At 60.0% G+C, this 24,838-nt stretch carries 28 protein-coding genes; 12 read left to right on the top strand and 16 right to left on the bottom strand.

Annotation, left to right across the window (positions count from 1 at the left end; translation table 11 throughout):
* Nucleotides 1-99: 99 nt before the first annotated feature.
* Nucleotides 100-699, bottom strand: coding sequence for a transglutaminase-like cysteine peptidase (locus JNB85_RS06665; protein ID WP_220333563.1), 600 nt, complete (start codon nt 697-699; stop codon nt 100-102).
* 209 nt (nt 700-908) lie between these two features.
* Nucleotides 909-1,706 carry an alpha/beta hydrolase gene (locus tag JNB85_RS06660; RefSeq protein ID WP_220333562.1) on the bottom strand — a complete coding sequence of 266 codons (798 nt, stop codon included), beginning with the start codon at nt 1,704-1,706 and terminating at the stop codon, nt 909-911.
* 180 nt (nt 1,707-1,886) lie between these two features.
* Between JNB85_RS06660 and infC the strand changes: the two genes are divergently transcribed.
* The 5 genes from infC to pheT all read left to right on the top strand — a co-directional run bounded on the left by infC (nt 1,887) and on the right by pheT (nt 7,043).
* On the top strand, nt 1,887-2,423 hold the full coding sequence (infC, locus tag JNB85_RS06655; protein WP_183746499.1) for a translation initiation factor IF-3: 537 nt from the start codon (nt 1,887-1,889) through the stop codon (nt 2,421-2,423).
* 301 nt (nt 2,424-2,724) lie between these two features.
* The gene (gene rpmI / locus JNB85_RS06650; protein WP_004108077.1) at nt 2,725-2,928 is read left to right on the top strand and encodes a 50S ribosomal protein L35; all 204 of its coding nucleotides are present in this window, start codon (nt 2,725-2,727) and stop codon (nt 2,926-2,928) included.
* Nucleotides 2,929-2,967: 39 nt separating this feature from the next.
* Nucleotides 2,968-3,372, top strand: a complete 405-nt coding sequence (gene rplT, locus JNB85_RS06645) for a 50S ribosomal protein L20 (protein ID WP_007813309.1) — start codon at nt 2,968-2,970, stop codon at nt 3,370-3,372.
* A 149-nt stretch (nt 3,373-3,521) separates the two neighbouring features.
* Entirely contained in the window at nt 3,522-4,604 is a 1,083-nt protein-coding gene (pheS, locus tag JNB85_RS06640) for a phenylalanine--tRNA ligase subunit alpha (protein WP_220333561.1), read from the top strand.
* Between the two features lie 15 nt (nt 4,605-4,619).
* Entirely contained in the window at nt 4,620-7,043 is a 2,424-nt protein-coding gene (gene pheT, locus JNB85_RS06635; RefSeq protein WP_220333560.1) for a phenylalanine--tRNA ligase subunit beta, read from the top strand.
* 197 nt (nt 7,044-7,240) lie between these two features.
* Here pheT and JNB85_RS06630 read toward each other — a convergent pair whose 3' ends face one another.
* Both JNB85_RS06630 and JNB85_RS06625 read right to left on the bottom strand, forming a co-directional pair.
* Nucleotides 7,241-7,600, bottom strand: a complete 360-nt coding sequence (locus tag JNB85_RS06630) for a nuclear transport factor 2 family protein (RefSeq protein WP_220333559.1) — start codon at nt 7,598-7,600, stop codon at nt 7,241-7,243.
* 112 nt (nt 7,601-7,712) lie between these two features.
* Complete coding sequence (locus tag JNB85_RS06625) at nt 7,713-8,210, bottom strand: YciE/YciF ferroxidase family protein (protein WP_220333558.1); 498 nt, start codon at nt 8,208-8,210, stop codon at nt 7,713-7,715.
* A 144-nt stretch (nt 8,211-8,354) separates the two neighbouring features.
* Between JNB85_RS06625 and JNB85_RS06620 the strand changes: the two genes are divergently transcribed.
* Nucleotides 8,355-8,972, top strand: coding sequence for a hypothetical protein (locus tag JNB85_RS06620; RefSeq protein WP_220333557.1), 618 nt, complete (start codon nt 8,355-8,357; stop codon nt 8,970-8,972).
* Here JNB85_RS06620 and JNB85_RS06615 read toward each other — a convergent pair.
* Together JNB85_RS06615 and JNB85_RS06610 are read right to left on the bottom strand one after the other, a co-directional pair.
* A complete protein-coding gene (locus tag JNB85_RS06615; RefSeq protein WP_220333738.1) occupies nt 8,962-9,405 on the bottom strand; it encodes a GNAT family N-acetyltransferase in 444 nt (147 codons plus the stop codon). The genes JNB85_RS06620 and JNB85_RS06615 overlap by 11 nt on opposite strands.
* A gap of 14 nt (nt 9,406-9,419) precedes the next feature.
* A complete protein-coding gene (locus tag JNB85_RS06610) occupies nt 9,420-10,367 on the bottom strand; it encodes an aldo/keto reductase (RefSeq protein ID WP_220333556.1) in 948 nt (315 codons plus the stop codon).
* Nucleotides 10,368-10,547: 180 nt separating this feature from the next.
* Between JNB85_RS06610 and JNB85_RS06605 the strand changes: the two genes are divergently transcribed.
* Entirely contained in the window at nt 10,548-11,534 is a 987-nt protein-coding gene (locus JNB85_RS06605; RefSeq protein WP_220333555.1) for a Gfo/Idh/MocA family protein, read from the top strand.
* A 3-nt stretch (nt 11,535-11,537) separates the two neighbouring features.
* Here the strand turns inward: JNB85_RS06605 and JNB85_RS06600 are convergent, their stop codons facing one another.
* Together JNB85_RS06600 and JNB85_RS06595 are read right to left on the bottom strand one after the other, a co-directional pair.
* Complete coding sequence (locus JNB85_RS06600) at nt 11,538-11,921, bottom strand: GtrA family protein (protein ID WP_220333554.1); 384 nt, start codon at nt 11,919-11,921, stop codon at nt 11,538-11,540.
* Entirely contained in the window at nt 11,918-12,913 is a 996-nt protein-coding gene (locus JNB85_RS06595) for a glycosyltransferase (protein ID WP_220333553.1), read from the bottom strand. Before JNB85_RS06595 ends, JNB85_RS06600 begins: the two co-directional genes overlap by 4 nt.
* 156 nt (nt 12,914-13,069) lie before the next feature.
* Between JNB85_RS06595 and JNB85_RS06590 the strand changes: the two genes are divergently transcribed.
* A complete protein-coding gene (locus tag JNB85_RS06590; RefSeq protein WP_220333737.1) occupies nt 13,070-14,917 on the top strand; it encodes a hypothetical protein in 1,848 nt (615 codons plus the stop codon).
* An 11-nt stretch (nt 14,918-14,928) separates the two neighbouring features.
* Here the strand turns inward: JNB85_RS06590 and JNB85_RS06585 are convergent, their stop codons facing one another.
* Complete coding sequence (locus JNB85_RS06585) at nt 14,929-15,171, bottom strand: hypothetical protein (RefSeq protein ID WP_220333552.1); 243 nt, start codon at nt 15,169-15,171, stop codon at nt 14,929-14,931.
* Between the two features lie 574 nt (nt 15,172-15,745).
* Here JNB85_RS06585 and xseA point away from each other — a divergent pair.
* Nucleotides 15,746-17,326: an exodeoxyribonuclease VII large subunit gene (xseA, locus tag JNB85_RS06580; protein WP_220333551.1), complete on the top strand. Its 1,581-nt coding sequence runs from the start codon at nt 15,746-15,748 to the stop codon at nt 17,324-17,326.
* Between the two features lie 2 nt (nt 17,327-17,328).
* Complete coding sequence (locus tag JNB85_RS06575; RefSeq protein WP_220333550.1) at nt 17,329-17,919, top strand: NAD(P)H-dependent oxidoreductase; 591 nt, start codon at nt 17,329-17,331, stop codon at nt 17,917-17,919.
* On the opposite strand, the gene JNB85_RS06570 is transcribed toward JNB85_RS06575, so the two are convergent.
* The gene (locus JNB85_RS06570; protein ID WP_220333549.1) at nt 17,920-18,417 is read right to left on the bottom strand and encodes a MarR family winged helix-turn-helix transcriptional regulator; all 498 of its coding nucleotides are present in this window, start codon (nt 18,415-18,417) and stop codon (nt 17,920-17,922) included.
* An 81-nt stretch (nt 18,418-18,498) separates the two neighbouring features.
* Here JNB85_RS06570 and JNB85_RS06565 point away from each other — a divergent pair, with 81 nt between their 5' ends.
* Entirely contained in the window at nt 18,499-19,422 is a 924-nt protein-coding gene (locus tag JNB85_RS06565; protein ID WP_220333548.1) for an EamA family transporter, read from the top strand.
* On the opposite strand, the gene JNB85_RS06560 is transcribed toward JNB85_RS06565, so the two are convergent.
* Both JNB85_RS06560 and JNB85_RS06555 read right to left on the bottom strand, forming a co-directional pair.
* Entirely contained in the window at nt 19,370-20,623 is a 1,254-nt protein-coding gene (locus tag JNB85_RS06560; protein ID WP_220333547.1) for an aminopeptidase, read from the bottom strand. The genes JNB85_RS06565 and JNB85_RS06560 overlap by 53 nt on opposite strands.
* A gap of 129 nt (nt 20,624-20,752) precedes the next feature.
* Nucleotides 20,753-21,436 (bottom strand): glutathione S-transferase family protein, encoded by a 684-nt coding sequence (locus JNB85_RS06555; RefSeq protein ID WP_220333546.1) that lies wholly within the window; start codon nt 21,434-21,436, stop codon nt 20,753-20,755.
* A 99-nt stretch (nt 21,437-21,535) separates the two neighbouring features.
* On the opposite strand from JNB85_RS06555, the gene JNB85_RS06550 reads away from it, so the two are divergent.
* Nucleotides 21,536-21,979: a MarR family winged helix-turn-helix transcriptional regulator gene (locus JNB85_RS06550; protein ID WP_220333545.1), complete on the top strand. Its 444-nt coding sequence runs from the start codon at nt 21,536-21,538 to the stop codon at nt 21,977-21,979.
* Here JNB85_RS06550 and ybaK read toward each other — a convergent pair whose 3' ends face one another.
* The 4 genes from ybaK to JNB85_RS06530 all read right to left on the bottom strand — a co-directional run bounded on the left by ybaK (nt 21,980) and on the right by JNB85_RS06530 (nt 24,784).
* A complete protein-coding gene (ybaK, locus tag JNB85_RS06545) occupies nt 21,980-22,453 on the bottom strand; it encodes a Cys-tRNA(Pro) deacylase (protein ID WP_220333544.1) in 474 nt (157 codons plus the stop codon).
* A 3-nt stretch (nt 22,454-22,456) separates the two neighbouring features.
* Nucleotides 22,457-22,807: an ArsC family reductase gene (locus tag JNB85_RS06540; RefSeq protein ID WP_220333543.1), complete on the bottom strand. Its 351-nt coding sequence runs from the start codon at nt 22,805-22,807 to the stop codon at nt 22,457-22,459.
* A gap of 70 nt (nt 22,808-22,877) precedes the next feature.
* Entirely contained in the window at nt 22,878-23,657 is a 780-nt protein-coding gene (phnX, locus tag JNB85_RS06535) for a phosphonoacetaldehyde hydrolase (RefSeq protein WP_220333542.1), read from the bottom strand.
* Nucleotides 23,654-24,784, bottom strand: a complete 1,131-nt coding sequence (locus JNB85_RS06530) for a TIGR03364 family FAD-dependent oxidoreductase (RefSeq protein ID WP_220333541.1) — start codon at nt 24,782-24,784, stop codon at nt 23,654-23,656. The genes phnX and JNB85_RS06530 overlap by 4 nt, the downstream gene beginning before the upstream one ends.
* Nucleotides 24,785-24,838: the final 54 nt, after the last annotated feature.

Genomic DNA, 24,838 nt, shown 5'->3' with positions numbered 1-24,838 from the left:
GCGCGTAGCCCAGCCAATACACGGATGGCAGCGCGAGAAGATCCTGGAATGAAAAAGGCCGGCTTTCGCCAGCCTTTCCCACAGTCCCCTCGAAACGTCTTACTTGAGAGCGCCGACCAGAACGTCGCGGCCATTCTCAATGGTGACCCAGCGGCCGGCATTGAAGCTCGACTGGCGCTTGATGAAACTATAGGGCGTCGCAAACCAGGGCTTGACGTCGGAAGCGAGGTTGTCGAGCACGAAATCGCCCTCGGCGGTGCGCAGCGTCAGCACCGCATGGCCTTCGCCATCCGGCTTGCGCACGACCGTCATCAGCAGATCGGCAGGCGAGAAGCCGCGCTGGATGAGGATGCGGCGCTTCAGAAGCGCGAAGTCCTCGCAGTCGCCGGCCGTGGTCGGATAGGCCCAGACCTCGTCCTTACCGTAGATTTCCTTATCGGTCATCGGCGTGATCGTGCGGTTGACGGTCGCGTTGACCGAACGGACGGTTGCCCACCTGGCGCCCGTCATCGCGACCGGGCCGGTATTGCGGTCGGCACCGCATTCGCTGCGGTGCGTCTGACAGAAATCGTAATGACCAACCGGCTGCGATGTCGCATTGCCGGTCACCATGGAGGCATTCTTGCTCGGAGCCGGAATAGCGGCCGGCGCCATTGCAAACACGGCCATCATGGCCACGAGGAAACCCTTGATCCGCACGCCCTACTTCCCTGCATCGCCCTTTATTTATTAACAAAGAGTTAACGGAGAGGGCCGAAAGGAGTCAATCGTTACTTCTTGGGAGGGCCGTACAACTCGCAGACATGGTTAAAATGCAACATAACCTTTGGATGATCGAACAGATCTTGTTCAACCATGACCTTCTATTTGGGCAGTTGCATATGTTTTGATGAGGGAGCGGCTTCCGCTCAGCGGATCATGCCTTTGACGGCGGTGCGCAGCCGCTCTATGTCCTGCGGGCGCGAAAGCCGGTGATCGCCGTCGCGAATGAAGGTCAGCAGCACGTCGTCTGCCGGAAGATGTTCCACGAGCTTCATCGCATGCAGATAGGGAACATCGGCATCTTTCATACCCTGCAGGATATGGATCGGGCAGCCCGTTTCTATGATGCCGGTCAGCACCCGATTCTGGCGGCCATCCTCGATCAGCGCGCGCGTATAGATGTTGGGCTCAGGGCTATACTGCGAGCGTTCCTCGAAATAGCCGCGCTCTTCCAGCGAGGCGCGTTCTTTCTTCTTGAGGTTCGGCTCGATCAGATCGGAAGTGAAATCCGGCGCCGGCGCGATCAGAACAATGCCTTCAAGCTTTGGCCCGCCACCCTTCGCAAGCTCCTGTGCAACCCGCAATGCGATCCAGCCGCCCATCGAAGACCCGATGAGGATCATTCGTTCCGGGGCGGTATTGCGGATCACCGCGAGCGCCTCCTCCAGCCAGCGGGAGATCGTGCCGTCGGTGAAGGCGCCGCCGGAAAGCCCATGGCCGGAATAGTCGAGGCGGATGCAGGCGGCACCGAGTTCCTCCGCCAGCCGGTCGATTTCGACAGCCTTGCTGCCGCTCATGTCCGATCGGTAGCCGGATAGCCAAATGAGAGCGGGAAGATCGGTGTTGGCCTTCGCCGGCCGTATCAGCATGGCGATTTGCCTCGCCGCCTCGCCTTCGCCGACCTCAAGGAACTTGGGCTCAAGAACGGACATCTGGTCGGACATCGGGCGAAACTCCTGTTGTTTTGGCCTATAAAACAGATTCTTGACGGGCTGACAGCAGGTGATTTTTCCGCTAAAGGATGTTATTGAATCCGTTGCAGCGATGGTGTGACCCGTTTGTGCCCCTTTTCGAACTGGGACACGAAGCTGCAACGTTCCGAACAACGCGAGGAGAATACGACCATTCGCAGACCCTTTAAAACCGACGCGCCCGTGAAGGATGGACCGCGCTCGAATCGGGATATCCGCATTCCCAAAGTTCAGCTGATTGCTGCTGACGGACAGAATATGGGCGTTGTGCCCACCGACCAGGCCTTGAGAATGGCGGAAGAAGCCGGCCTCGACCTCGTCGAAATTTCCCCCAATGCCGAACCGCCTGTGTGCAAGATCCTCGATCTGGGCAAGCTGAAATATGCCAACCAGAAGAAGGCTGCCGAGGCGCGCAAGAAGCAGAAAATTGTCGAAGTCAAAGAAATCAAGATGCGCCCGAACATCGACACCCATGACTATGAGGTGAAGATGAAGGCGATGGGTCGCTTCTTTGACGAAGGTGACAAGGTGAAGGTGACGCTGAAGTTCCGCGGCCGCGAAATGGCCCACCAGGAACTCGGTATGAGGCTTCTCCAACAAGTCAAGGCCGACACGCTCGAGATTGCCAAGGTCGAGGCCGAGCCCAAGCTCGAAGGCCGCCAGATGATGATGGTGCTGGCGCCGAAGTGACCGGTGCCGCATCCTTTCGCTCAAAGCCGTCCGACAGGGCGGCTTTTGTGTTTCTTGAAGTCGGCAAGATTCCTCATCGGCCCCGTTGCACTTTCATGACGCTGCGGTTATAAGCGCGCGTCCGAACTGACCGGCAGGGCATGCCGTGGCAGTTTCGAATGCTTGCGGGCAGGTTTCGTCACTGGACCCGCAGATCAACAACAAACGCTCCCGCGCCTTTGGCGAAGACCGGAAAACCGGGCTTTCGCAGAAGGGCTTCTTTGATGAAGCATGTGAGGAGCTCTCAGAACGGAGTAGCAAAATGCCCAAGATGAAGACGAAGTCCTCTGCCAAGAAGCGGTTCAAGATCACCGCTACCGGCAAGGTCAAGGCGGCTGCCGCTGGCAAGCGCCATGGCATGATCAAGCGCACGAACAAGTTCATTCGCGATGCACGTGGCACGATGGTTCTGGCAGAACCCGATGGCCGCAAGGTCGTGAAGAACTATCTGCCGAACGGTCTCTGAGACTATTCCGGTAACGCGTTAGATTAAGGAGATCATGAAATGGCACGTGTAAAAAGAGGCGTCACCGCCCACGCCAAGCATAAGAAGGTTCTGAAGCAGGCCAAGGGTTTCTACGGCCGCCGCAAGAACACCATCCGTACCGCCAAGGCTGCCGTCGATCGCGCCAAGCAGTACGCATATCGCGACCGCAAGGTTAACAAGCGCAACTTCCGCGCCCTCTGGATCCAGCGTATCAACGCTGCCGTCCGCGAATTCGGCCTGACCTATGGCCGCTTCATCGACGGCCTGAACAAGGCTGGCATCGAAGTCGACCGTAAGGTTCTCTCCGACATGGCAATCCATGAGCCGGAAGCATTCGGCGCCCTGGTTGCTGCGGCCAAGAAGGCCCTTGAGTACCTCAAGGAAACGGGCACGGCGAACGAGTTTGAAGGCGCGGTTCGGTAACCAGCGCTTCCCAGGCTCCATGCTCTATTGAATTTTGGGAAACCCGCGCTGGTTTGGGCTGGCGCGGGTTTTTCTTTCTTTGTACTGCTGGCGCCGGCCGCCCCGGCCCCGCCTTTCGAACGCCGCCTGATCTGGACGGAAAGAAGACAATGTCAGATATCGACCAGCTTAAATCCTCTCTGCTTGCCGAAATTGCCGCCGCCAATGACGAGCCGGCGCTCGAAGCCGTCCGTGTTTCGGCACTCGGCAAGAAGGGCTCGGTCTCTGAGCTCCTGAAGACGCTCGGCGCCATGACCCCGGAAGAGCGGCAGAGCCGCGGCGCAGCAATCAACGCGCTGAAGAACGAGGTGACCGACGCTCTCACCGGTCGTAAGACGGTGCTGAAGGACGCGGCGATCAATGCCCGTCTGAAAGCCGAAACGGTCGATGTCAGCCTGCCGGTACGTTCATCGCCCGCCGAGTGCGGCCGTATCCATCCGATCAGCCAGATCGTCGACGAAATCACTGCGATCTTCGCCGATATGGGCTTCTCCATTGCCGAAGGTCCGGACATCGAGACCGACTATTACAATTTCACGGCTCTGAATTTCCCCGAGGGACACCCGGCCCGCGAGATGCACGACACCTTCTTTTTCAATCCGGATGAGAAGGGCGAGCGCAAGGTTCTGCGCACGCACACCTCGCCTGTGCAGGTGCGCACGATGGAAGCGCAGAAGCCGCCGATCCGCATCATCATCCCCGGCAAGACCTACCGCCAGGATTCCGACGCCACCCATTCGCCGATGTTCCATCAGGTCGAGGGTCTGGTCGTCGACAAGAAGGCCAATGTTGCCAACCTTCGCTGGGTGCTGGAGGAATTCTGCAAGACCTTCTTCGAGGTCGACGGCGTGACGATGCGCTTTCGCCCGTCCTTCTTCCCCTTCACCGAGCCCTCCTTTGAGGTCGATATCCAGTGCGACCGTTCCGGCCCGATCGTCAAGTTCGGCGAAGGCACCGACTGGATGGAAATCCTTGGCTGCGGCATGGTCCACCCGAACGTACTGCGCTACGGCGGACTCGATCCGGACGAATATCAGGGCTTTGCCTGGGGCATGGGGCTCGACCGCATCGCCATGCTGAAATACGGCATGCCGGACCTGCGCGACTTCTTCAACGCCGACGTCCGCTGGATAAACCATTACGGCTTCCGCCCGCTTGACATGCCGACGCTGTTCGGCGGTCTCAGCGTTTAAGGGAGGATTTGACCTATGAAATTCACGCTCTCCTGGCTGAAAGATCATCTGGAAACGGATGCCACGCTCGATGAAATCTGCGCCCGCCTGACTGAGATCGGGCTGGAAGTGGAAGATGTCGACGATAAGGCCGCCTTCAAGCCCTTCGTCATTGCCAAGGTTCTCTCCGCCGAAAAGCATCCGCAGGCGGACCGCCTCAAGGTGTTGATGGTCGATACCGGTCAGGGCGCTCCGGTGCAGGTCGTCTGCGGCGCGCCGAATGCGCGTGCGGGCCTCGTCGGCGCCTTCGCCGCTCCCGGCACCTATGTTCCAGGCATCGATGTGATGCTGTCGGTCGGCAGCATTCGCGGTGTCGAAAGCCGCGGCATGATGTGCTCGGAAAAGGAACTGCAGATCTCCGACAATCACGACGGCATTATCGATCTGCCCGATGATGCGCCTGTCGGCACGAGCTACGCCGCCTATGCCCATCTCGACGATCCGGTCATCGAGATCAACCTGACGCCGAACCGTCCGGACTGCACCTCGATCTACGGCATTGCCCGCGATCTTGCTGCCTCCGGCCTCGGCACGCTGAAGACGCGTCCCGCGCCATCCTTCGCTGTCGAAGGCGAAACGCCGGTCAAGCTGACGCTCGATCTCGACGATGCCAAGCTCTGCCCGGGCTTTAGCCTGCGGCTCGTCCGTGGTGTCAAGAATGGCCCGAGCCCGCGCTGGATGCAGCAGCGGCTGCTCGCGATCGGCCTGCGCCCGATCAATGCGCTCGTCGATATTACCAACTACATGACTTTCGATCAGGGCCGGCCGATGCACGTCTTCGACGCTGCCAAGGTCAAGGGCAGCCTGACAGTGCGCCGCGCCAGGGAAGGCGAAACCGTGCTGGCGCTCGATCAGCGCGAATACAAGCTCGGCCCGAACAACGTCGTCATCGCCGATGAAGACGGCATCGAATCGATCGGCGGCATCATGGGCGGCGAACATTCCGGCTGTGATGAAAATACCGTCGATGTGCTGATCGAATCCGCTCTCTGGGATCCGATGAACATCGCCAAGTCAGGCCGCGCACTCGGCATCATCACCGATGCCCGCTATCGTTTCGAACGCGGTGTCGATCCGGAATATATGGTTCCGGGTCTGGAACGCACGACGGAACTGGTGCTCGAGCTTTGCGGCGGCACGCCAGCCAGGGCCGAAATCGTCGGCTACAAGGGCTACGAGCCGAAGATCGTCGACTTCCCCTATTCGGAGGTCAAGCGCCTGACCGGCCTGGAGGTTTCGACGGAAGAAAGCAACACGATCCTGACCCGTCTCGGTTTCAAGGTTTCAGGCTCGGGTGAGCGCGTCTCCGTGGCCGTTCCATCCTGGCGTCCCGATGTCGACGGCAAGGCCGATCTGGTGGAAGAGGTCATGCGCATTCACGGCGTCGACAACATCAAGCCGGCGCCGCTCGAAAGCCATGCTGCCGTCAACGGTAAAATCCTGACGGTGCTGCAGATCCGCACGCGCACCGCCAAGCGCGCTCTCGCCTCGCGCGGCATGCTGGAAGCCGTCACCTGGTCTTTCATTTCCGAAGATCAGGCAAAGCTCTTCGGCGGCGGCTCGGCAGCCCTCAAGCTCGCCAACCCGATTGCGGCTGAAATGTCGGATATGCGCCCCTCGCTGCTGCCTGGCCTGCTGACGGCTGCCCAGCGCAACGCAGACAAAGGCTATGGCGACGTGGCGATCTTCGAAGTATCGGGCACCTACGAGAACGACAGGCCGGAAGGCCAGCGCCGCGTGGCCGGCGGTATCCGCCGCGGCACGGCATCACTTTCCGGTGTCGGCCGCATGTGGTCGAACGCCTCAAAGGGCGGCGGCAAGCCGGTCGACGTCTTCGATGCCAAGGCCGATGCGCTCGCCGTCATCGAAGCCTGCGGCCTGCCGACGGGGAACATTCAGATCGAGCAGGGCGGTCCCGAATGGTATCACCCCGGCCGCTCAGGCACGATCAAGATGGGCCCGAAGGTGATCCTCGGTTATTTCGGCGAGTTCCATCCGACCACGCTTGAAAAGCTCGATGTTTCCGGGGCGCTCTGCGGTTTTGAAGTCTATCTCGATGCCATGGCCGAGCCGAAGAAGAAGGCGACCCGTACCAAGCCGGCGCTCGACCTCTCGCCCTTCCAGGCCGTCAAGCGCGACTTCGCCTTCGTCGTCGACAAGACGGTGGAAGCCGGAGCGATCATCAAGGCTGCCACCGGCGTCGATCGCAAGCTGATAACGGGCGTCAATGTTTTCGATATTTTCGAAGGCGCCTCGGTCGGCGAAGGCAAGAAATCCGTTGCGATCGAAGTCCAGATCCAACCGGCCGAGCGCACGCTGACGGACGAGGATTTCGAAGCGTTGACCCAGAAGATCGTCGCAAGCGTTGCCAAGTTCACCGGCGGCGTTTTGCGAAGCTGATCCGGCTAAGTGATCTCACGCAAAACTGGTTCGCGTCCAGAATTGCGTTGAGCAAAAGATAGAGCGTCCTTTGTGCGTCTGATCAGGCGCGCAAGGGTCGTTCCGACTTTATGGACCTGTTTTTCCGAACTTGAGGCGATGCAGCGCCTGCATCGGACGGTGATCTGCGGTCTGTTGCAGACGGAAGGTACAGGTCCCTAAACATGGAGATGATAAAGCTTGCTGACGATCGTCCAGCGGCCTTCGATCTTCAGCAGCGAGAGATAATCGGTGAAGCGCATGCCGGCGAATTCGTCGGTGACTTTCACGGTCGCAGCATCGCCCGATATATCGATGCTGCTGATATCCATGTAAGGCTGGGTGCCGGGTGGCGCTGCCCCTTCCTCGACAATTGCAGCAATGAATTCATCGCGCGAGAGCCATTCCACCGCATTTTCATAATGCCCGACGATGGAGCTCTTTGGATGGAAAGCTTTCTTCAGGGCCGCCTCGTTGGCGAAGGCCATGCCCTCGACATAGAGATGAACCGTTGCCTCGATTGCCTGCCTGTCAGCCATATCGACACCTCGCCTCGTATTCTGAAGGAAATGATAGAGGGGTCGTCAGCGAAGACAAGGCTGAAAGAAGGAGAGCGGCCGGCGCCGGCCGCCCTCCTTGCGGATGCGAGTATCAGGCTGCGCGTGCCTTTTGGTTTGCGGCAGTCGTCGCAAGCTTCGTCAGAAGCTGGTCGGTTTTGCCTTCTTCCTGCAGAGTCTGATCGAGGAGCATGACGGCGTCCTTGAAGCCCAGCGTCTGCGCCCACGTCCTCAGCGTACCGTAGCGGGCGATTTCATAATGCTCGACGGCTTGGGCCGCGGAAATCAGGCCGGCATCGACGGCCGATGTGCCTTTGAATTCCTCCATGATCTCCTCGCCCTCGGCGATGATGCCCTGGATCGCCTCGCAGGTTTTGCCCTGGGCGCGTTTGCCGATGATCTCGAAAACCTGCTGCAGTCGCTCGACATGGCCTTCGGTTTCTTCACGGTGCTTTTCGAAACCTGCCTTCAATTCCGTCGACTGGGCGGCGCGTGCCATCTTCGGTAAAGCGCGCAATATCTGCCGTTCGGCGAAATAGATGTCCTTGAGCGTATCGTAAAACAGATCTTCCAGTGTCTTTTCCTTGGCCATGGTTCCGTTCCTTCGTTGAGAGATTTGCGCCCTTGGGCGACATTTCTTAGAAGTTGGCACCGGGCTAATTGTTCCCGCGCATTTCGGGTGGAACGACTGCATTGCCCGGGCAATGAATGTCGGTGGCAATCGGGAGGACCGCGCTTGAAAAAACCAGGATCGATGAAGGGGCTCGAGGATCTCGGTCGGGTGCGCCTGTCGAAGAATTTCTTCTTCCGCGATTTCCTCCACTCCGAGATCGCCGATTTCTATCGCATCTCGAACATTCCCGACGATCCCGATCTGGCAATCGAAGCGGGCAGGCGCCTTTGCGAGGACTTGTTGGAGCCATTGGAAGCGAGTTTCGGGCGCCTGCACATTCGCTCCGGCTATCGCTCGCCGGCAGTCAACCGCTTCGGCAACGAGAACAAGCTGAACTGTTCGACTAATGCCGCCACGGCCGCCCACCATATCTGGGATATCAGAGATTTTGACGGCTGCATGGGCGCTGCCGTCTGCATTGCGATCCCATGGATGGTCGATCATTATACCGATGAAAGTGATTGGCAGAGGCTAGCCTGGTGGATCCATGACCACCTGCCTTATGCGTCCCTCTGCTTCTTTCCGAAACTGTGGGCCTTCAACATCCAGTGGCATGAGAGGCCGAAGCGTGTGATCCAGAGCTATGTGCGCCCGCGCGGTATCCTGACCAAGCCGGGCATGGTCAATTGGGAAGGCGATCATTCCGAATGGTATGAGGGCTTCCCGCAGCTCAGAAATTGATGCGGTAGCGTATATGGCCGTCACTCTTGACGTAAGTGTCGTAGAGCGCCTGAGCCGTCTTGTTCTGCTCGCTCGTATGCCAGTAGAGCCGCGACCAGCCATTCTTCTTGCAGAGGGTAACGAGGTCGTCCATCAGCGCCCGGCCGACACCCTTGCCGCGCACATTCCCGGAAACGAACAGGTCTTCGAGATAGCAATCCTTGCCGCGAATCCATGTGCCTTCATGCGTCAGGCAGAGCGTGAAGCCCACGACTTCGCCGTCGAGTTCCGCCACCCGCATGAAGATTGCCGATGCCGGATCGAAGACACGGCGCCAGGTGGAATCGGTGATGTCGGCATCGACGGTTACTTCGTAGAAAGCGAGATAGTCCGCCCAGAGCCGGCGCCAGCGTGCCTCGTCTTCGGGTTTCGCATCGCGGATCGTCACGGCCATGCCATCACCTCGTTTCATGCGCCCGCCTTATCCAGCAGCGCCATCGCCTCGTCGGAGAGTTTGAGCGTCGCTGCTTTCACCAGGCTGTCAAGCTGGGAAAGGCTCGTAGCACTGGCGATCGGCGCCGTCACGCCCTTCTTGCGCAATAGCCAGGCGAGCGAGATTTCCGCAGGCTTTGCGCCCGTTTCGGCCGAAACTTTGTCGAGTGCCGCAAGAATGCGCATGCCCTTGTCGTCGAGATACTGGGAAACGCGGCCTTCGCGGGCGCGGCCCTCTGTATCTGCCTTGCTGCGGTACTTGCCGGAAAGGAAGCCGGCTGCGAGGCTGAAATAGGTGATGACGCCGATATCTTCTTTGATGCAGAGATCGGCAAGCGGGCCTTCGAAGCTCGAACGCTCATAGAGGTTATATTCAGGCTGCAGCGCCTGATAACGCGGCAGGCCTGCTCTGTCGGCGGCATCGAATGAAGCCTGCAGCTGGCTAGCATCAAAGTTCGAGCAGCCGAAGGAACCGATCTTGCCCTGTTCCTGAAGCTTGGCATAAGCGCCAAGTGACTCCTCATGCGGCGTATCGGCATCCGGCCAATGCGACAGATAAAGATCGATATAGTCAGTCTGCAGCCGGCGCAGAGAATCTTCGACTGCCCTGAGAATGTAATTGGCCTTCAACGTCTTGCCTTGGCCCATGTCCGAGCCGACTTTGGTGACGATGACAACCTTGTCGCGGGAGACCTTTGACCTTTTGAGCCACCTGCCGATGATCTCTTCGGAATCGCCGCCCTTGTTGCCTGGTACCCAGGCGGAATAGACGTCAGCCGTATCGATGGTGTTGAGACCGGCGTCGAAAAAGCCGTCCAGAATGTCGAAAGATGTTTTCTCGTCGGCCGTCCAGCCGAGTACATTGCCGCCGAAGACAATCGGCGAGACCGAAAGCCCTGTTTTCCCAAGCCGGCGCATTTCCATGGCGCTCTCCAAAAATGCTGAGGTGATTGAATGTGAGGAAACGGCAGAACGCCGTTCGTCAGTACCCTAGCGCGGAGTCTTCCTGGAGGAAACCAAACTTCCGTGATCGCCCCCGCGCGCCATTGCACCGCATGACAGGGCTGCATAAGGTGCGCCCGATCGATTTCAGGAGGATCTTTCATGTTGCGTTTCGGTATACTCTCGACGGCCAAGATCGGCCGGGACAATGTCGTTCCCGCCATTCAGGACGCGGAAAACTGCGTCATTACCGCGATTGCCAGCCGTGATTTTGCACGTGCCCGGGAAATGGCGGATCGTTTTTCCGTGCTGCATGCCTTCGGCTCCTACGAGGAAATGCTGGCGTCCGACGTGATCGACGCCGTCTATATACCGCTGCCGACCGCCCAGCATGTCGAATGGTCGATCAAGGCCGCTGATGCCGGTAAGCACGTGCTCTGCGAAAAGCCGATTGCACTGAAAGCTTCCGAGATCGACAATCTCATTGCTGCGCGCGATCGCAACAAGGTCATCATCAGCGAAGCCTTCATGATCACCTACTCGCCGGTCTGGCGGAAAGTTCGCTCGCTCCTGCAGGAGGGTGCGATCGGCGAACTTCGCCATGTCCAGGGCGCCTTCACCTATTACAACCGCGACCCCGGCAACATGCGCAACATTCCGGAGCTTGGCGGCGGTGGCTTGCCTGATATCGGCGTCTATCCCGTCATCAGCACCCGCTTCTCCACCGGCAAGGAGCCGTCCTGGATCCAGGCGATCACCGAGCGCGATGCGGAATTCGGTACGGATATTTATTCCAGCGTGAAGGCTGATTTCGGCGATTTCGAGCTAAGCTTCTACATCTCCACCCAGATGGCCGGCCGTCAGATCATGGTGTTCCACGGCACCGACGGCTATATCGAAGTGAAGTCGCCCTTCAACGCCAATCGCTGGGGGCCTGAGGAGATCGAGGTGACCAATCGCGGTCACAACGAATCCCGCATCATCCGCTTCCAGGACAGCCGCCAGTACAAGTGCCAGGCGGAAGCCTTTGCCCGCGCTGCTGCAGGCGAAAAGGAAGAAATCGTCACGTTGGAAGATTCCAAGCTTAACCAGAAGGTCATCGACGCCATCTACCGCGCCAGTGAGCAGGATGGCTGGGAAGCGGTCTGATACTTATTCGGCCTTGCCGCGGAACACGAAGCGGGAATAGCCGAAGAAGCTGAAGAACATCGACGCTGCCGTCGCAAGCACCATTGCGATAAGCGGCTGCAGCGTCGGTAATGACAGAAGCAGCGCCGAATAGAGCCCGTAGTTGACGAGGGCGGCCGTCACGCCGACCGAACCGTAGCGGAAGCCTTCCACTGCCAGAGACCGGCCTGACCGGTCGAATGTGAAAGTCCGGTTGAAGGCCCATGTCGTCGCCATCGCGAGTGCAATGGCAATCAGCCGGGCAATGAAGGGACCGAGCGGGGTGAGGTGCAGAAGAGCAGCAAGCACGCCCGCATCGACGATGAAGCCCAGCCCACCGGCGATCGCGAAACGAATGAGCTTCTTCATGCGGCATCCGCCTTCTTGCCATCGAGCGTTATGGCTGACGTTTTATCCTTTGCCGAAACCGGCGCTGCGAGGCTCATATAATGGATGCGCAACTGCTCTGCCCGCGCCCGCGCAACGGAATCGAGGATCACGCCGGCAGTAAACAGCATAATAGAGATCATCGCCAGCGCCGTCGAAAGCACCCAGGTCGGCAGGCGGCTTACGAGGCCGGTCGCAAAATATTCCGCCAGCACCGGCCCCATGAATACGAGGCTTGCCAGCATGAAGAGGGCGCTGATCGTGCCGAAGAAAGCGAAAGGCCGCGTCTCCTTCATCAGCATGGCGAACATCCAGAGGATCTTGCCGCCGTCGCGGAAGGTCGAGAGCTTCGAATGCGAGCCCTCCGGGCGCCGGCCATAATGCAGTTCCAGTTCGCTGACAGGCAGTTTGAGCCGTGACGCATGCACCGACATTTCCGTTTCGATCTCGAAACCGCCGGAAACCGCGGGGAAGCTCTTGACGAAACGGCGTGAAAAGGCCCGGTAGCCGGAGAAGATATCAGTGAAGTCGGGCCCGAAAATTGCGCGATAGAGGATGTTGAACAGCCGGTTGCCGAAAGCATGTCCCTGCCGGCCGGCATCGTCATGCACGCCGCGCCGCGTACCGACCACCATATCGGCCCGTTCCGTCAGCAGCGTCCGCACCAGTTCTTCAGCATCCTCAGGCGCATAGGTCCCGTCGCCGTCGGCGATGATGTAGATGTCGGCATCGATATCGGCGAACATGCGCCGTACCACATGGCCTTTGCCCTGACGCCGCTCGCGCACCACATCTGCGCCGGCGAGCATGGCAGACAGCGCCGTGCCGTCGGTGGAATTGTTGTCGTAGACATGGATGTGCGCATCGGGCAGGGCCGCCCGAAACCCCCTGACGACAGGGCCGACGGTCGCCGCTTCGTTGTAGCAGGGAAGCAGAACGGCAATATCGGGACTGTCGCTGAGCGATCGCGCCATAGGGTTACACTCGTTACAAAGAAACCGTGGTGAATTTACGCCACGCGGCGTTAACAAGCCCCTATGAGGAACGAAACCTGTCACGTCGCGTGGTTTACACTTTCTTGATAAGCCAAGGTTAAGGTTTGCCCATCACGCAACGACCTGGCTATCATGATGAACGCAGTGCAGCCGATCGCCAAGGCGCAATCCGCATCAGCCAGGACTGGAATTATCGACAGTATTCGGCAGATGCTGACGCGTCTCCTGCCATCCGCCCTCATCTACAGCCTTGTTCTAATCGGCATTATCACCGTCATGAAATACGCAGGGGGGCCGGTCGATTATGTCGGCCCCGATAATGACGACGGCATGCGCCTCGTGGAGGTCAGGGATTTCCTGAACGGGCAGGGCTGGTTCGATTTGATGCAGTATCGGCTCGGCCTCGGCGAAGGCACGCTCATGCACTGGTCGCGGCTGATCGACCTGCCGATCGCTGCGCTCATCCGCTTCTTCGGCCTCTTCCTCGGCCATGATGCCGCGGAAGCTGCCGCACTCGTGGTCTGGCCCCTGTCGCTCGTTTTTCCTGCTATGCTTGCCATGGGCCTTGCCGGCCAGCGCGTCGGCAGCCTTGCCGGCATGCACTTGTCCTTCTGCCTGGCCGGCATGGCGATCTATACCGGTAATCGCTTTGCGCCCGGCGCCATCGATCATCACAATGCCCAACTCGCGCTCGTTGCAACCATGGTGGCGCTGCTTTTCGATGAAAAGCAGCGCGCATGGAACTACGCCGTCGCCGGCGTGTCGGCCGCATTGGCGATCGCGATCGGCGCGGAAACCACGCCTTTTGTTGCCATTTATTGCTTGGTCGTGGCGTTTCTCTGGGTCTGGGAAGGCGGGCCCTTTGCCGCCGCCACGAGAGCTTTCGGCCTTAGCCTCGCTGTTGCGATCAGCATCCTCTTCTTTGCGACCGTGCCGCCACAGCGCTATTCGGCGGTCACGTGCGACAATCTCTCGCTCGGCTTCTACAGCCTGGCGACCATCGGTGGCAGCCTGCTGCTTGCCTCCGCACTCTTTGCCAGCCGTCTCGGCCGCGGCTTGCGTTTTACAGTGCTTGCGGCGGTCGGCGCCGCCGTTTTCGGTTCGGCCATGGTCATTGCGCCCGACTGCCTGCGCAATCCGCTTGCCGATCTCGATCCTATGCTGGTCGAGCTCTGGCTGCGCAATGTCTCGGAAGCGCAATCCATTCTCGCGCTCGGCCGGACGGATCCCTTTTCCCTCGGCGCATTTTATGCGCCCGGCCTGCTCGCGATCGCCGTCTGCATTTTCCGCTCCGTGCAGGGCGATCGCATGCAGGTCCATCTTATCCTTCTGGCGCTCTTGAGCGTCAGTTGGGCCGTTGCGCTGGTCCAGGTGCGGGGCGCCGTCTTTGCAAATTTGCTTTCTATCCTGCCGCTGGCGCTGTTGATCATCGACATCAGGCGCGTGTTGAACGGCGATAGCGAGAATGCGGCGGCGGCTCTCGTCTACATCATCACGGTTCTGGCAAGCGTGCCGGCCGCATGGGCAGTCGGCGGCGCGCTCGTCGAAATGCAGATCAATAAGACAAAGACTGCTGACGAGCCGGGGAGCCCCTCATGTTCCTCCAGGCAGGCACTCGCGCCGCTTGGCGGCTTGCCTGCCGGTCTCGTCTCGGCGCCGTCGGAAATGGGTGTACCGATCCTACGCTATACCGCCAACCGTGTTTTGTCGGCGCCTTATCATCGCAATCAAGGTGGGATGCTGACCGAGATGCATATCGGTCTGGCCGAGCCGCAGGAGGCTGAAGCATTTCTGAAGGGAGCGGGCGTCTCCGTGCTTGCCTTCTGCCCGGATGATCTGCAGACACGTGAAATCGCCAGATTGAAGCCCGAGGGGCTTTATGCGCAGCTTGGCAAGGGCAATATCCCAGGCTATCTCGACCCGTTGCCGAAAGCGTCTGACAGCGGCGTCCAGTTCTTTCGCTATCTGAGGAAGCCGGACTGACGCCCTGTCTTTCAGGAGTGGACCAGCACAGCCCGCAGGCGATCGGTGGTGAAAAGGCCGCCGAGATAAAGCAGCAGGCCGGCATTGTAGCCGATGATCGTGTAGAGAAGCGCCAGGAATGATACCGCGCCGCCGGAGGCTATGGCGGCGAACGCAAAGGTGACGCCGATCAGCATGGCGACAAGCGCGATGACGCTGGCCGAGCGCATGAAACCGACCGTGAGGCCGAGTGTAGTTGCTGTCAGGATGATCATGTCGTCACCTCTTCTTCAGGTCGTTTGCGAGGAACCTAGGCGTCCTCCGCTAACAAAAGTTTATTTGCCACCCTTAACGAAAGCTGCACTTGCAGCCATGGTTACGGATGCGTTCACCTGACGGCATTTCCTCCGGCTCGCGCCGGGTATGTGTTCCGATCCAGATCAACTCTGTTACAGGCTGAAAAGTTCCGTTACTTTTTCACTTACGTAAACGGAAGTCTTCAGGTGCAACCACAGCGTTGAACGAAGCAGCACGACGCTGACAATTCGATCCCGTCTGATCAGCCGATAGTCCAGAAAGAGCGCGAGCCGATTCCTATGAGGTTGAGCATAGCGATGATGAGAAAGGCGATCGCTCCCGCGTCGTCATCGACGGAGAATTTTCACTGTCATCAGCATGCTCATTTTCGGGTCGGTGTTCGCCACTCCCTACGAACATGAGTGATACTAAGTTTTTTTTGAGAGTAGCGATATCCCTATTTCTTGGGTCCCCCACCAATTTTTGGATAAAAATTCGCCCTTCACCTACCCCGATCTTTCCGTTTGGAAGCGATCAAAATAGAAAGGGGAGATGAGCAATGTCTTTGATGGCGATTCGCCTACCAATCTTGCAGAATATTCGGTGTCGGAACTCTCCGGTTCCATCAAGCGGACCGTCGAGACAGCCTTCGATCAGATACGTGTGCGCGGCGAGATTTCAGGTTATCGCGGCCCGCATTCCTCGGGCCATGCTTATTTCTCGCTGAAGGACGACCGCGCGCGTATCGATGCGGTCATCTGGAAGGGCACTTTTTCCCGCCTGAAGTTTCGGCCGGAAGAGGGGATGGAGGTCATCGCCACCGGCAAGGTCACAACCTTCCCCGGCTCTTCCAAATACCAGATCGTCATCGAGACGCTGGAGCCCGCCGGCGCGGGCGCATTGATGGCGCTGATCGAGGAGCGCAAGCGCCGCCTTGGTGCCGAAGGTCTGTTTGATGCTGCGCGCAAGAAGCGTCTGCCTTTCATGCCTAAGGTAATCGGTGTCGTGACTTCGCCGACGGGCGCCGTCATCCGCGATATTCTGCACCGCATCTCCGACCGTTTCCCCGTCCATGTCATCGTCTGGCCGGTCAAGGTGCAGGGCGAAGGTTCCGGCGAGGAGGTGGCGAACGCCATCAACGGCTTTAATGCCCTGGAGCCTGGCGGCGGAATTCCGCGCCCTGACGTGCTGATCGTCGCCCGCGGCGGCGGCAGCCTCGAAGATCTCTGGAGCTTCAACGACGAAATCGTCGTGCGAGCCGCAGCCAATAGCCGGATTCCGCTGATCTCCGCGGTCGGCCACGAGACCGACTGGACGCTGATCGATTACGCAGCCGATGTCCGCGCCCCGACGCCAACCGGCGCTGCCGAAATGGCGGTGCCCGTCAAGGCCGAGCTTGAGGCCCAGGTCGCAGGTCTCACTGCCCGCCTGCAGGGATGCATGAGCCGCCAGATGGATCAGCGCCGCCAGTCCGTCCGCGCCTTGATGCGGGCCCTGCCGTCGCTCGATCAGCTCCTGGCGCTGCCCCGTCGCCGCTTCGATGAGGCCGCTGCCGGTCTCGGCCGCGGGCTGGAGCTCAACACCATCAATAAGCGCCGCGGTTTCGAACGTGCCGCCTCGCATCTACGGCCGGACGTGCTCTCAAACCGCATCACCGAGCGCCGACAGCTTTTGAACGAACGTATGGCCCGTGCCGAGCGCACCGTCGAACGCCTGCTCGACCGCTCGAAGTCGCGCATCGAACGCGCCGAAGCAATTCTTGCCTCGCTGCCCGCCCGGCTGAAGACTCAGACAGACCGCGGCCGTGAGCGGCTCGGCAACCTTTCACGCCACGCCGACACCGCCATCCGCCATCAACTCACCCGAGCACGCGCCGAGCTTTCCGCGCAGGATCGTGTGCTGCAATCGCTTTCCTACAAAAATGTGCTGAAGCGCGGCTACGCGGTCATCCGCGACGAGGATAACAGGCCGGTCTCCCAGGCATCGACCCTCTCCGCCGGCATGGGCATCGCCATTGAGTTCGCCGACGGCCGCGTCGGCGCCATGACGACGGAAGGCGGCGCTGCGCCATCAGGGGCCAGGAAGCGCACGGTCAAGGCTGGCGAGCCATCGAAACAGGGAAGCCTGTTTTAGCAATGCGCATTCTGCTGGTACTTGCCCATCCGCTGCCGGAAAGCTTTGCCGCCTCGGTGGCGCGCGCAGCCCGCGAAGCACTGGAAGCCTCCGGCCATGTCGTCGATCTTCTCGATCTCTACGCAGAAGATTTCGATCCGCGCCTGTCCGAAGCCGAGCGCCGTGGTTATTTTGATGTGCCCTACGACACTTCAGCCGTGGCCGGTATTGTCGATCGACTGAAGGCAGCCGATGGACTCGTTTTGGTCTTTCCGCAGTGGTGGTTCAATTTCCCTGCCATTCTGAAGGGTTTCATCGATCGCGTCTTTGCGCCTGGTGTCGCCTTCACCCATGATACCGCCGGCGGCCGCATCGTACCGCAGCTCACCAATATCAAGCTGCTCTACGCGCTGACGACGACAGGTTCGCCCTGGTGGCTGGTGCATGTCTATATGGGCAACCCCGTTCGCCGTCTGTTGAAGCGCGGGATCGCCAATTTCTGCGCCAAGCGAGTGAAGTTCCGGATGTTGAGCCTGCACGATATGGACCGCACGACCGACGCCAAGCGCAAGACGCATCTGGAGCGCGTTCGAAAGGCACTGGCAGCCGTCTGACTATTCGAATTCCGACAGGAATTTTCTGAGCAACCGGTCGAGATCGGCTTTGTCTTCTGCCGTCAGGTTGCACGTCAGCCGCTGCTGGTTGGCGACATGCGCGCCGACAGCTTCTTCCACTGTTGCCAAACCCTTCTCGGTCAGCGCAATCAGCACGCTACGCCGGTCTTCGGGGTTAAACAGACGCTCCACGAAGCCGGCTTTTTCCAGCTGATCGATCCGGTTCGTCATCGTGCCGGAACTCACCATCGTCATGCCGAGCAGTTCCCCCGGCGAGAGCCGATAGGGGAAGCCGGAGCGGCGAAGCGTGGCCAGTACATCGAAGGCGGAGGAGGAGAGCCCGTACTTGAGAAGCACCGCGTCCACCTCGCGGCCAATATGGGTCGTCAGCCGCTTCAGCCGACCGAAGATGCCCATTGGTTCGACATCAAGCTCCGGCCGCTCGCGCCGCCATTGCGCCAGAATCCTGTCCACGTGGTCTTCTTTGGTTCTGCCCATGGTGCATCGATATCAGCAGGTATCTTGACGTCAAGATAAAAAGTGTTACCCTGAATTTATCTTGAAGTAGAGATTCTTGAAATGAAGACAAACTTTCGCTATGCTGCCGATGTGTTGATGACTGCGATCGCGCCCACCATCTGGGGCAGTACCTATTTCGTTACGACATCCTTCCTGCCGCAGGGTTACCCGCTCACCGTTGCCACGCTACGGGCGCTGCCGGCCGGCCTGCTTCTGTTGCTGATTGTCCGGAAGCTGCCCACAGGCATCTGGTGGGGCCGTGCCTTCGTTCTCGGGGCGCTGAACTTCTCGTTCTTCTGGGCAATGCTCTTCGTTTCCGCCTATCGCCTGCCCGGCGGCGTGGCCGCGACAGTCGGCGCCGTGCAGCCGCTGATCGTCATTGCGCTCTCGCGCCTTTTCCTAGGCAAGCCAATCCGCTTCATTGCCGTTATCGGCGGCCTGATCGGCATGGCGGGCGTGGCACTTCTGGTGCTGACACCGAGGGCGGCACTCGATCCCGTTGGTGTTGCCGCAGGTCTTGCCGGCGCGCTCTCCATGGCCTTCGGCACGGTGTTGACCCGCCGTTGGCAGCCGCCAGTCTCCAGCCTCACCTTTACATCCTGGCAATTGACCGCAGGCGGCGTTCTGCTCGCGCCCGTGGCCTTCTTCCTGGAACCGACGCTGCCTGTGCCAACGACAGCCAATATCCTCGGCATTGTCTGGCTCGACCTCGTCGGCGCTGCCTTCACCTATCTGCTGTGGTTCCGCGGCCTCTCGCGCATAGAGCCTTCGGCCGCGGCGTCACTGGGCTTCTTGAGCCCAGTCGTCGCGACGGTACTCGGCTGGCTGGCGCTAGGCCAGAACCTGACGCCAAGCCAGCTTGTCGGTTTTGCCATGGTTCTGGCCAGCGTCTGGCTCAGCCAGCGCAGCCTGATGCCGAAGGCGGGCGTTGTTACGCCCACTCGCCCTGTCGCATCACCGGCACCCGCGAGCCATCGGGCTTGATTCCGTCGATATCGACCTTGTCGGAGCCGATCATCCAGTCGATATGGATCAGGCTGGAATTCCCGCCCTGGGCCTTGATCTGCTCCTGGCTCAGCGAGGCGCCGTCGAGGAAGCATTTCGAATAGCACTGGCCGAGCGCGATATGACAGGAGGCGTTTTCGTCGAACAGCGTGTTGTAGAAGAGGATGCCGCTTGCCGAGATCGGCGAGGAATGCGGCACCAACGCCACTTCACCCAGCCGGCGGGCGCCTTCATCCGTATCGAGCACCTTGTTCAGCACTTCCTCGCCGCGTGAGGCCTTGGCCTCGACGATGCGGCCGCCCTCGAAACGCACGCGGATATTGTCGATCAATGTACCTTGATGTGAGAGCGGTTTGGTGCTCGACACATGCCCTTCCACGCGCAAAGCATGCGGCGTGGTGAAGACTTCCTCGGTCGGGATATTCGGATTGCAGGTAATGCCGTTCTTTGCCGTCGAGGCGCCGCCATGCCATTCATGGCCGTCTGCCAGGCCTACGGTCAGGTCCGTGCCTGGCCCGGTGAAATGCAGAGAGGCGAAACGCTCGCCGTTCAGCCAGGACGAGCGTTTGCGCAGATCGGCGTTATGCTCGGCCCAGGCTGCGATCGGATCAGGCACGTCGACACGCGACGCTGCAAAGATCGCCTTGGCGAGCTTGGCGACCGCAATTGCTTCCGGATCGTCGGGGAAGACGACCTTCGCCCAGGAAGGATTAGGGTAGGAGACGATGTTCCAGTTGATGTCGAAGTTGGAGATCTTCTCCAGCGCTGGCTTGTAAGCCGTGGAATTGGCGCGGTTGGCGCGGCCGACCTTGCTCGGATCCTGTTCCGACAGCAGCATGGGGTTGTCGCCGGCAATAGCCAAACGGGCGGCACCCTTCTCATAGGCCTTCGCCATGCCGTCATAAAGCCAGCCGGAAGCCCGGTCGAAGCTCTCGTCACTGCCATACTGATAGCGGGCAAGCGTCGTCTCTTCGTCGGAATAGAAGGTCGAAACCAGGCCAGCGCCGGCGAGATAGGCGTGTTTGGTGATCAGCCGCACCAGTGGCAGCGCCACGACCGGGGCGGTGATGACGAGATCCTGCCCTTGTTCAAGCTGCAGACCCACCTTGATGGCGACTTCCGCAAGTTTCTCAAGTTTGCCGGGATCAACGGAGCTGTGGCTCTGGGGCATGAACGTCATGGGATCAACCTGCCTTCTGATGTCTGCGACGGGAGGTGAAAGACTTAGACCCCTTTACGGCGAAAATGAAGCGCGCAGCATCCGATTTGAAGGCGGCCGGATGCATGTCCGGCCGCCAGTGCGCAGGCGTCAAGCGGCGGCGGGCAGCCGGAGCAGGACCGAATTATGCTTCTGAAGGAATTCCATCAGGCGCTGCGGATAGTCTTCGCCAACGGCGCCCCGGACGCTTGCCCGCTCCGACAACGCCTTGCGCCAACGCTTGACCCGCTCAAGCCCATCGAAGATGGGACTATCGCCGAGCGTATCGAACAGATCGAAGTATCGAAAGATCGGCCCGAAGACCGCGTCGACGAGGCTGAAGTTCGCCCCGGCGAAATACGGTCCGTCTGCCAGCGCCCCCTCGATAGTTGCAAACTTGGCTACAAGCGCCTTGTGCTTGGCCTCCATCTGCGCCGTATCCTGCGCCGTCTCATAGCCCCAGAGATCGGAAAGCACGGAAGAGCCGAATTCCATACATCCGCGATGGCGGGCACGGGTCAGCGCGTCGGTGGGATGCAAAGCAGCACCCGCCTGCGTTTCCTCCAGATATTCGCAGATGACGCTGCTTTCGAATAACACCTCTTCGCGGCCATCGTCCTCTTGTATCCGGAGCAGTGGCACCTTGCCGAGCGGTGAAATTTTCAGGAACCAATCCGGCTTGTCAGCAAGATCGATGTTGATGCGCTCGAATGGCACGCCCTTTTCGAGGAGCGTGATCGCGGCGCGCTGCACATAGGGGCAGAGGTGATGACTGATGAGGGTTAGCTTGATCATGAAAGTCTCCCGGTGGTTTGCAAGAGATTGTTGGCTGCATGTATGCACATGCATCTAATATCGCTTGCGCTGAGTTTCAAGATAGATGTAGTTGCATTTATGCCTGAGAATATTCCTGAGCCGAACGAAGCGGCGGTTGCTGCCTGGACGCGCCTTATGCGCGCCCGCGAGCGGCTGCTGGGCTTAATTGAAGCCGATTTGAAGACAGCCGGTATGCCGCCGCTTGCTTGGTATGACGTGCTGTGGGAATTGGCGCGCTCGCAATCAGGCAGGCTGCGCCCCTATGAGCTCGAGGAGCGGACACTGCTGGCGCAGTACAATCTTTCCCGTTTGATCGATCGGCTGGAAAAGGAGGGTCTGGTCGCTCGCGAGGTCTTCGCAGAGGATGGTCGCGGCCGCTGGGTGGTGATCACTGATGCCGGCCGTCAGCTTCGAGAGCGCATGTGGAACGTCTATGGCAAAGCGATCAAAACTCATATCGGCGACAAGCTTGCAGAAGGCGAGGCGAGGACGATTGCCGGCCTGCTGGACCGCTTTCTCTGATCAGGCGATCAGCGGTGCGGTCGCCGCCTTCAGTACCTTCAACGCTTCCTTCGGATCGAGCCGCACCTGCAGCCCGCGTTGCCCGCCATTGATATAGACGAGCGGTTCGGTAAGAGCCGTTTCCTCGATTGCCGTCGGCACGATCTTCTTCTGCCCGAAAGGGCTGATGCCTCCGACATGGTATCCCGTGAGCCGCTCGGCATCGGCCGGTTTCATCATATTGGCCGACTTGCCATGAAAGGCGCTCGCGAGCTTCTTCATGCTCACTTCGCGGTCGGAAGGCACGACCATGCAGACCGGCTTCCCGTCCACCTCCGCCATCAGCGTCTTCAGCACGCGATGCGGCTCCTCGCCGAGCGCTTCGGCTGCCTGTAGCCCGACGCGCTCGGCATTCGGATCATAGTCATAGGTGTGAACCGTGAAGGCGACGCCGGCTTGTGTCAGGACCTGGGTGGCGCGAGTGGTTTTGGACATGGCTCAGCCCTTGAGCGCCTGCGCGTAGATATCCGGCTTGAAGCCGATCAACAGCTTGCCGCCAGTTTCCAGTACTGGCCGCTTGATCATCGACGGCTGGTCGAGCATCAGGGCGATGGCTTTATCGCGGTCGAGATTTTCGCGCGCGGCGTCAGGGAGGTTGCGGAAGGTCGTGCCGGCGCGATTCAGCACCGTCTCCCAGCCTGCCTCGTCGATCCATCGTTCCAGATGCGCTTGGTCGATGCCGACGGCCTTGTAGTCGTGAAAGTCGTAGGCGACGTTATGAGCGTCCAGCCAGTTGCGGGCCTTCTTCATCGTGTCGCAGTTCTTGATACCGTAGATGGTGACGGCCATGCGGGTTCGATCTCCCTGATTCCTGAGGGAGATACCACGCCGTATCAGCGCTGCAAACGCCGTCGGTCCTTTATCCCTCGAGCTCTTCGATAAGGGCAGGCAGGTCGGCCGCCGTTTCGATGACGTAGTCGGCACCGGCGGCAATCAGCTTCTCACCGATCCGCTTGTGCAGCGCGGCTCGCGCCTCTGGCGAAAGCGCATCCAGCTCTGCAGGCGTCAGACCCGCCTCGTTTCCCGAGAGCGTCACGCCAACGGTGACGCAGCCTGCGGCGGCACCCTCGGCAATGCCGGGTTCGGTATCATCGACCTTCAGAACGGCGGAGGCCGGATAGACCATCAGGTCGAGGAAGCACTTATACATGCCGATCGGCGTCGGTCGGCCAAGCGGCAGATCGTCGGCACAGATCAGATTGTCGGGTGCATAACCCTGTTCGGCGGCAAGCGGCAGCACGCGCTCCATGATCGAGCGTGTGTAGCCTGTCGTCGAGCCGATCTTCATCTGCCGCTCGCGCAGATATTCGATCGTCTTGATCGCGCCAGGCACCAGCGCACAATAATCGGTCACGACAGCTTCGTTCAATGGCACGAAGAGTTCATAAACACGGTCGATGGCCGCCTCGTCCGGAAGTGGGCCTTGTGCCGCCTGCCAGCGGGCGGCGATATGCGGCTCGGCCAGCATCGCCGCGATATGCGCGCGCTTTGGAAGTCCCATTGGCTTGCGGGCGTCGGCGATGGTCACCTCGACACCGAGCTTGCCGAAGGTTTCCACAAAGGCCCCCATCGGTGCGAAAGAGCCGAAGTCAATCATTGTACCGGCCCAATCGAAGACCACTGCCTTGAATTGCGTCATACTGCGCTCCCGTAGAGATCCTCGATGGTTTCCTCACCAATACCGAAGGCGGTCGAAGCACCGCAGCCTGCCGTCACCACGACGATCCGCAGCGCGTCGGAAGGCTTGTCGGTGAACCGCCAGCGGTCCGGGGCGGAGGCATATGTGCCGATCCAGCGCTCGGTAATGAAGCGACCCGGCAGGTTGAGCACGGCGTCCATTTCATCGAGAGTCAGCCGGTCGACCCGCTCCAGTCCAAACGGATCGGGTGTTTCGGAGTAATGGTGGCTGTCGCCGACGATCAGCGATCCGTCTTCCGACTGCGTCACGATCAGGTGGATGCCGTTTTCCCGCTCCGGCTTGAATTCCCGGTCAAGCCGCGCCTTCAGGGCAGTCGCCTCAGGCAATTCGGCATAACCGAGATAACGCCCGAGTCCGAGATCGGACATGACCGCAGTGCTGAGAGAAACCCGCTGGGCCGGCACGACACGCATCATTTGCAGCTTGCAGCGTGTGACGTTATAGGCAGCGATCCGGTCCGCAAACAGGCTCTTGAAATCGTCACCTGGGCAAACAACCACCGTCTCCGCTTCGATCAGGCCGGTTGACGTCTCGATCCGCGGCGGCTCGACGGCGCTCACTGCTGTCGAGCGGCGGAACTCTACGCCATACTTGACTTCGAGATAGCGGGCGAGCAGCGGAATAGCTGTGCGGGATTCGACCCGCACCTCATGCGGGCTATAGAGTGTAAAGCGCCCCGCTTCCGGTCGCAGTGCCGGCACAAGCCGCCGTGCTTCGTCGAGCGTCAGCCTTTCGCAGCCCTCGCCCATCTCTGTGCGCAGGAAGGCATCGATCACGGCTTCGGATTCGTCGAGCCTTGCGGCCAGGAGCAGCCCGCGCTGCAGGACGTCGATGCCGGCGTCATCGACAATCTCGGCCCAGATATCGCGGGCGTGGCGCGCCTTGTTCCAGCAGTCGCCGGCCTGCTGCCCGGTCACCGTCACAAAGCCGAAATTGCGCACCGAAGCGCCGTTTGCCTGTGCGCCACGGTCAACAACGACGATCCGTTTGCCGCGCTTTGCCGCCGCCAGCGCATGCGCCAGCCCGACAATTCCCGCGCCGACGATCGCAATGTCGTAATGCGGCATGAAAGCTCCTTCGCAACCTGTCTGCAACGGCTTGGCGGAAAGCCTGTGTGACAG

The organism is Rhizobium mesosinicum, assembly GCF_019511345.1.
GTDB lineage: Bacteria > Pseudomonadota > Alphaproteobacteria > Rhizobiales > Rhizobiaceae > Rhizobium > Rhizobium mesosinicum.
This window is presented reverse-complemented; position numbering and strand designations above follow the sequence as displayed.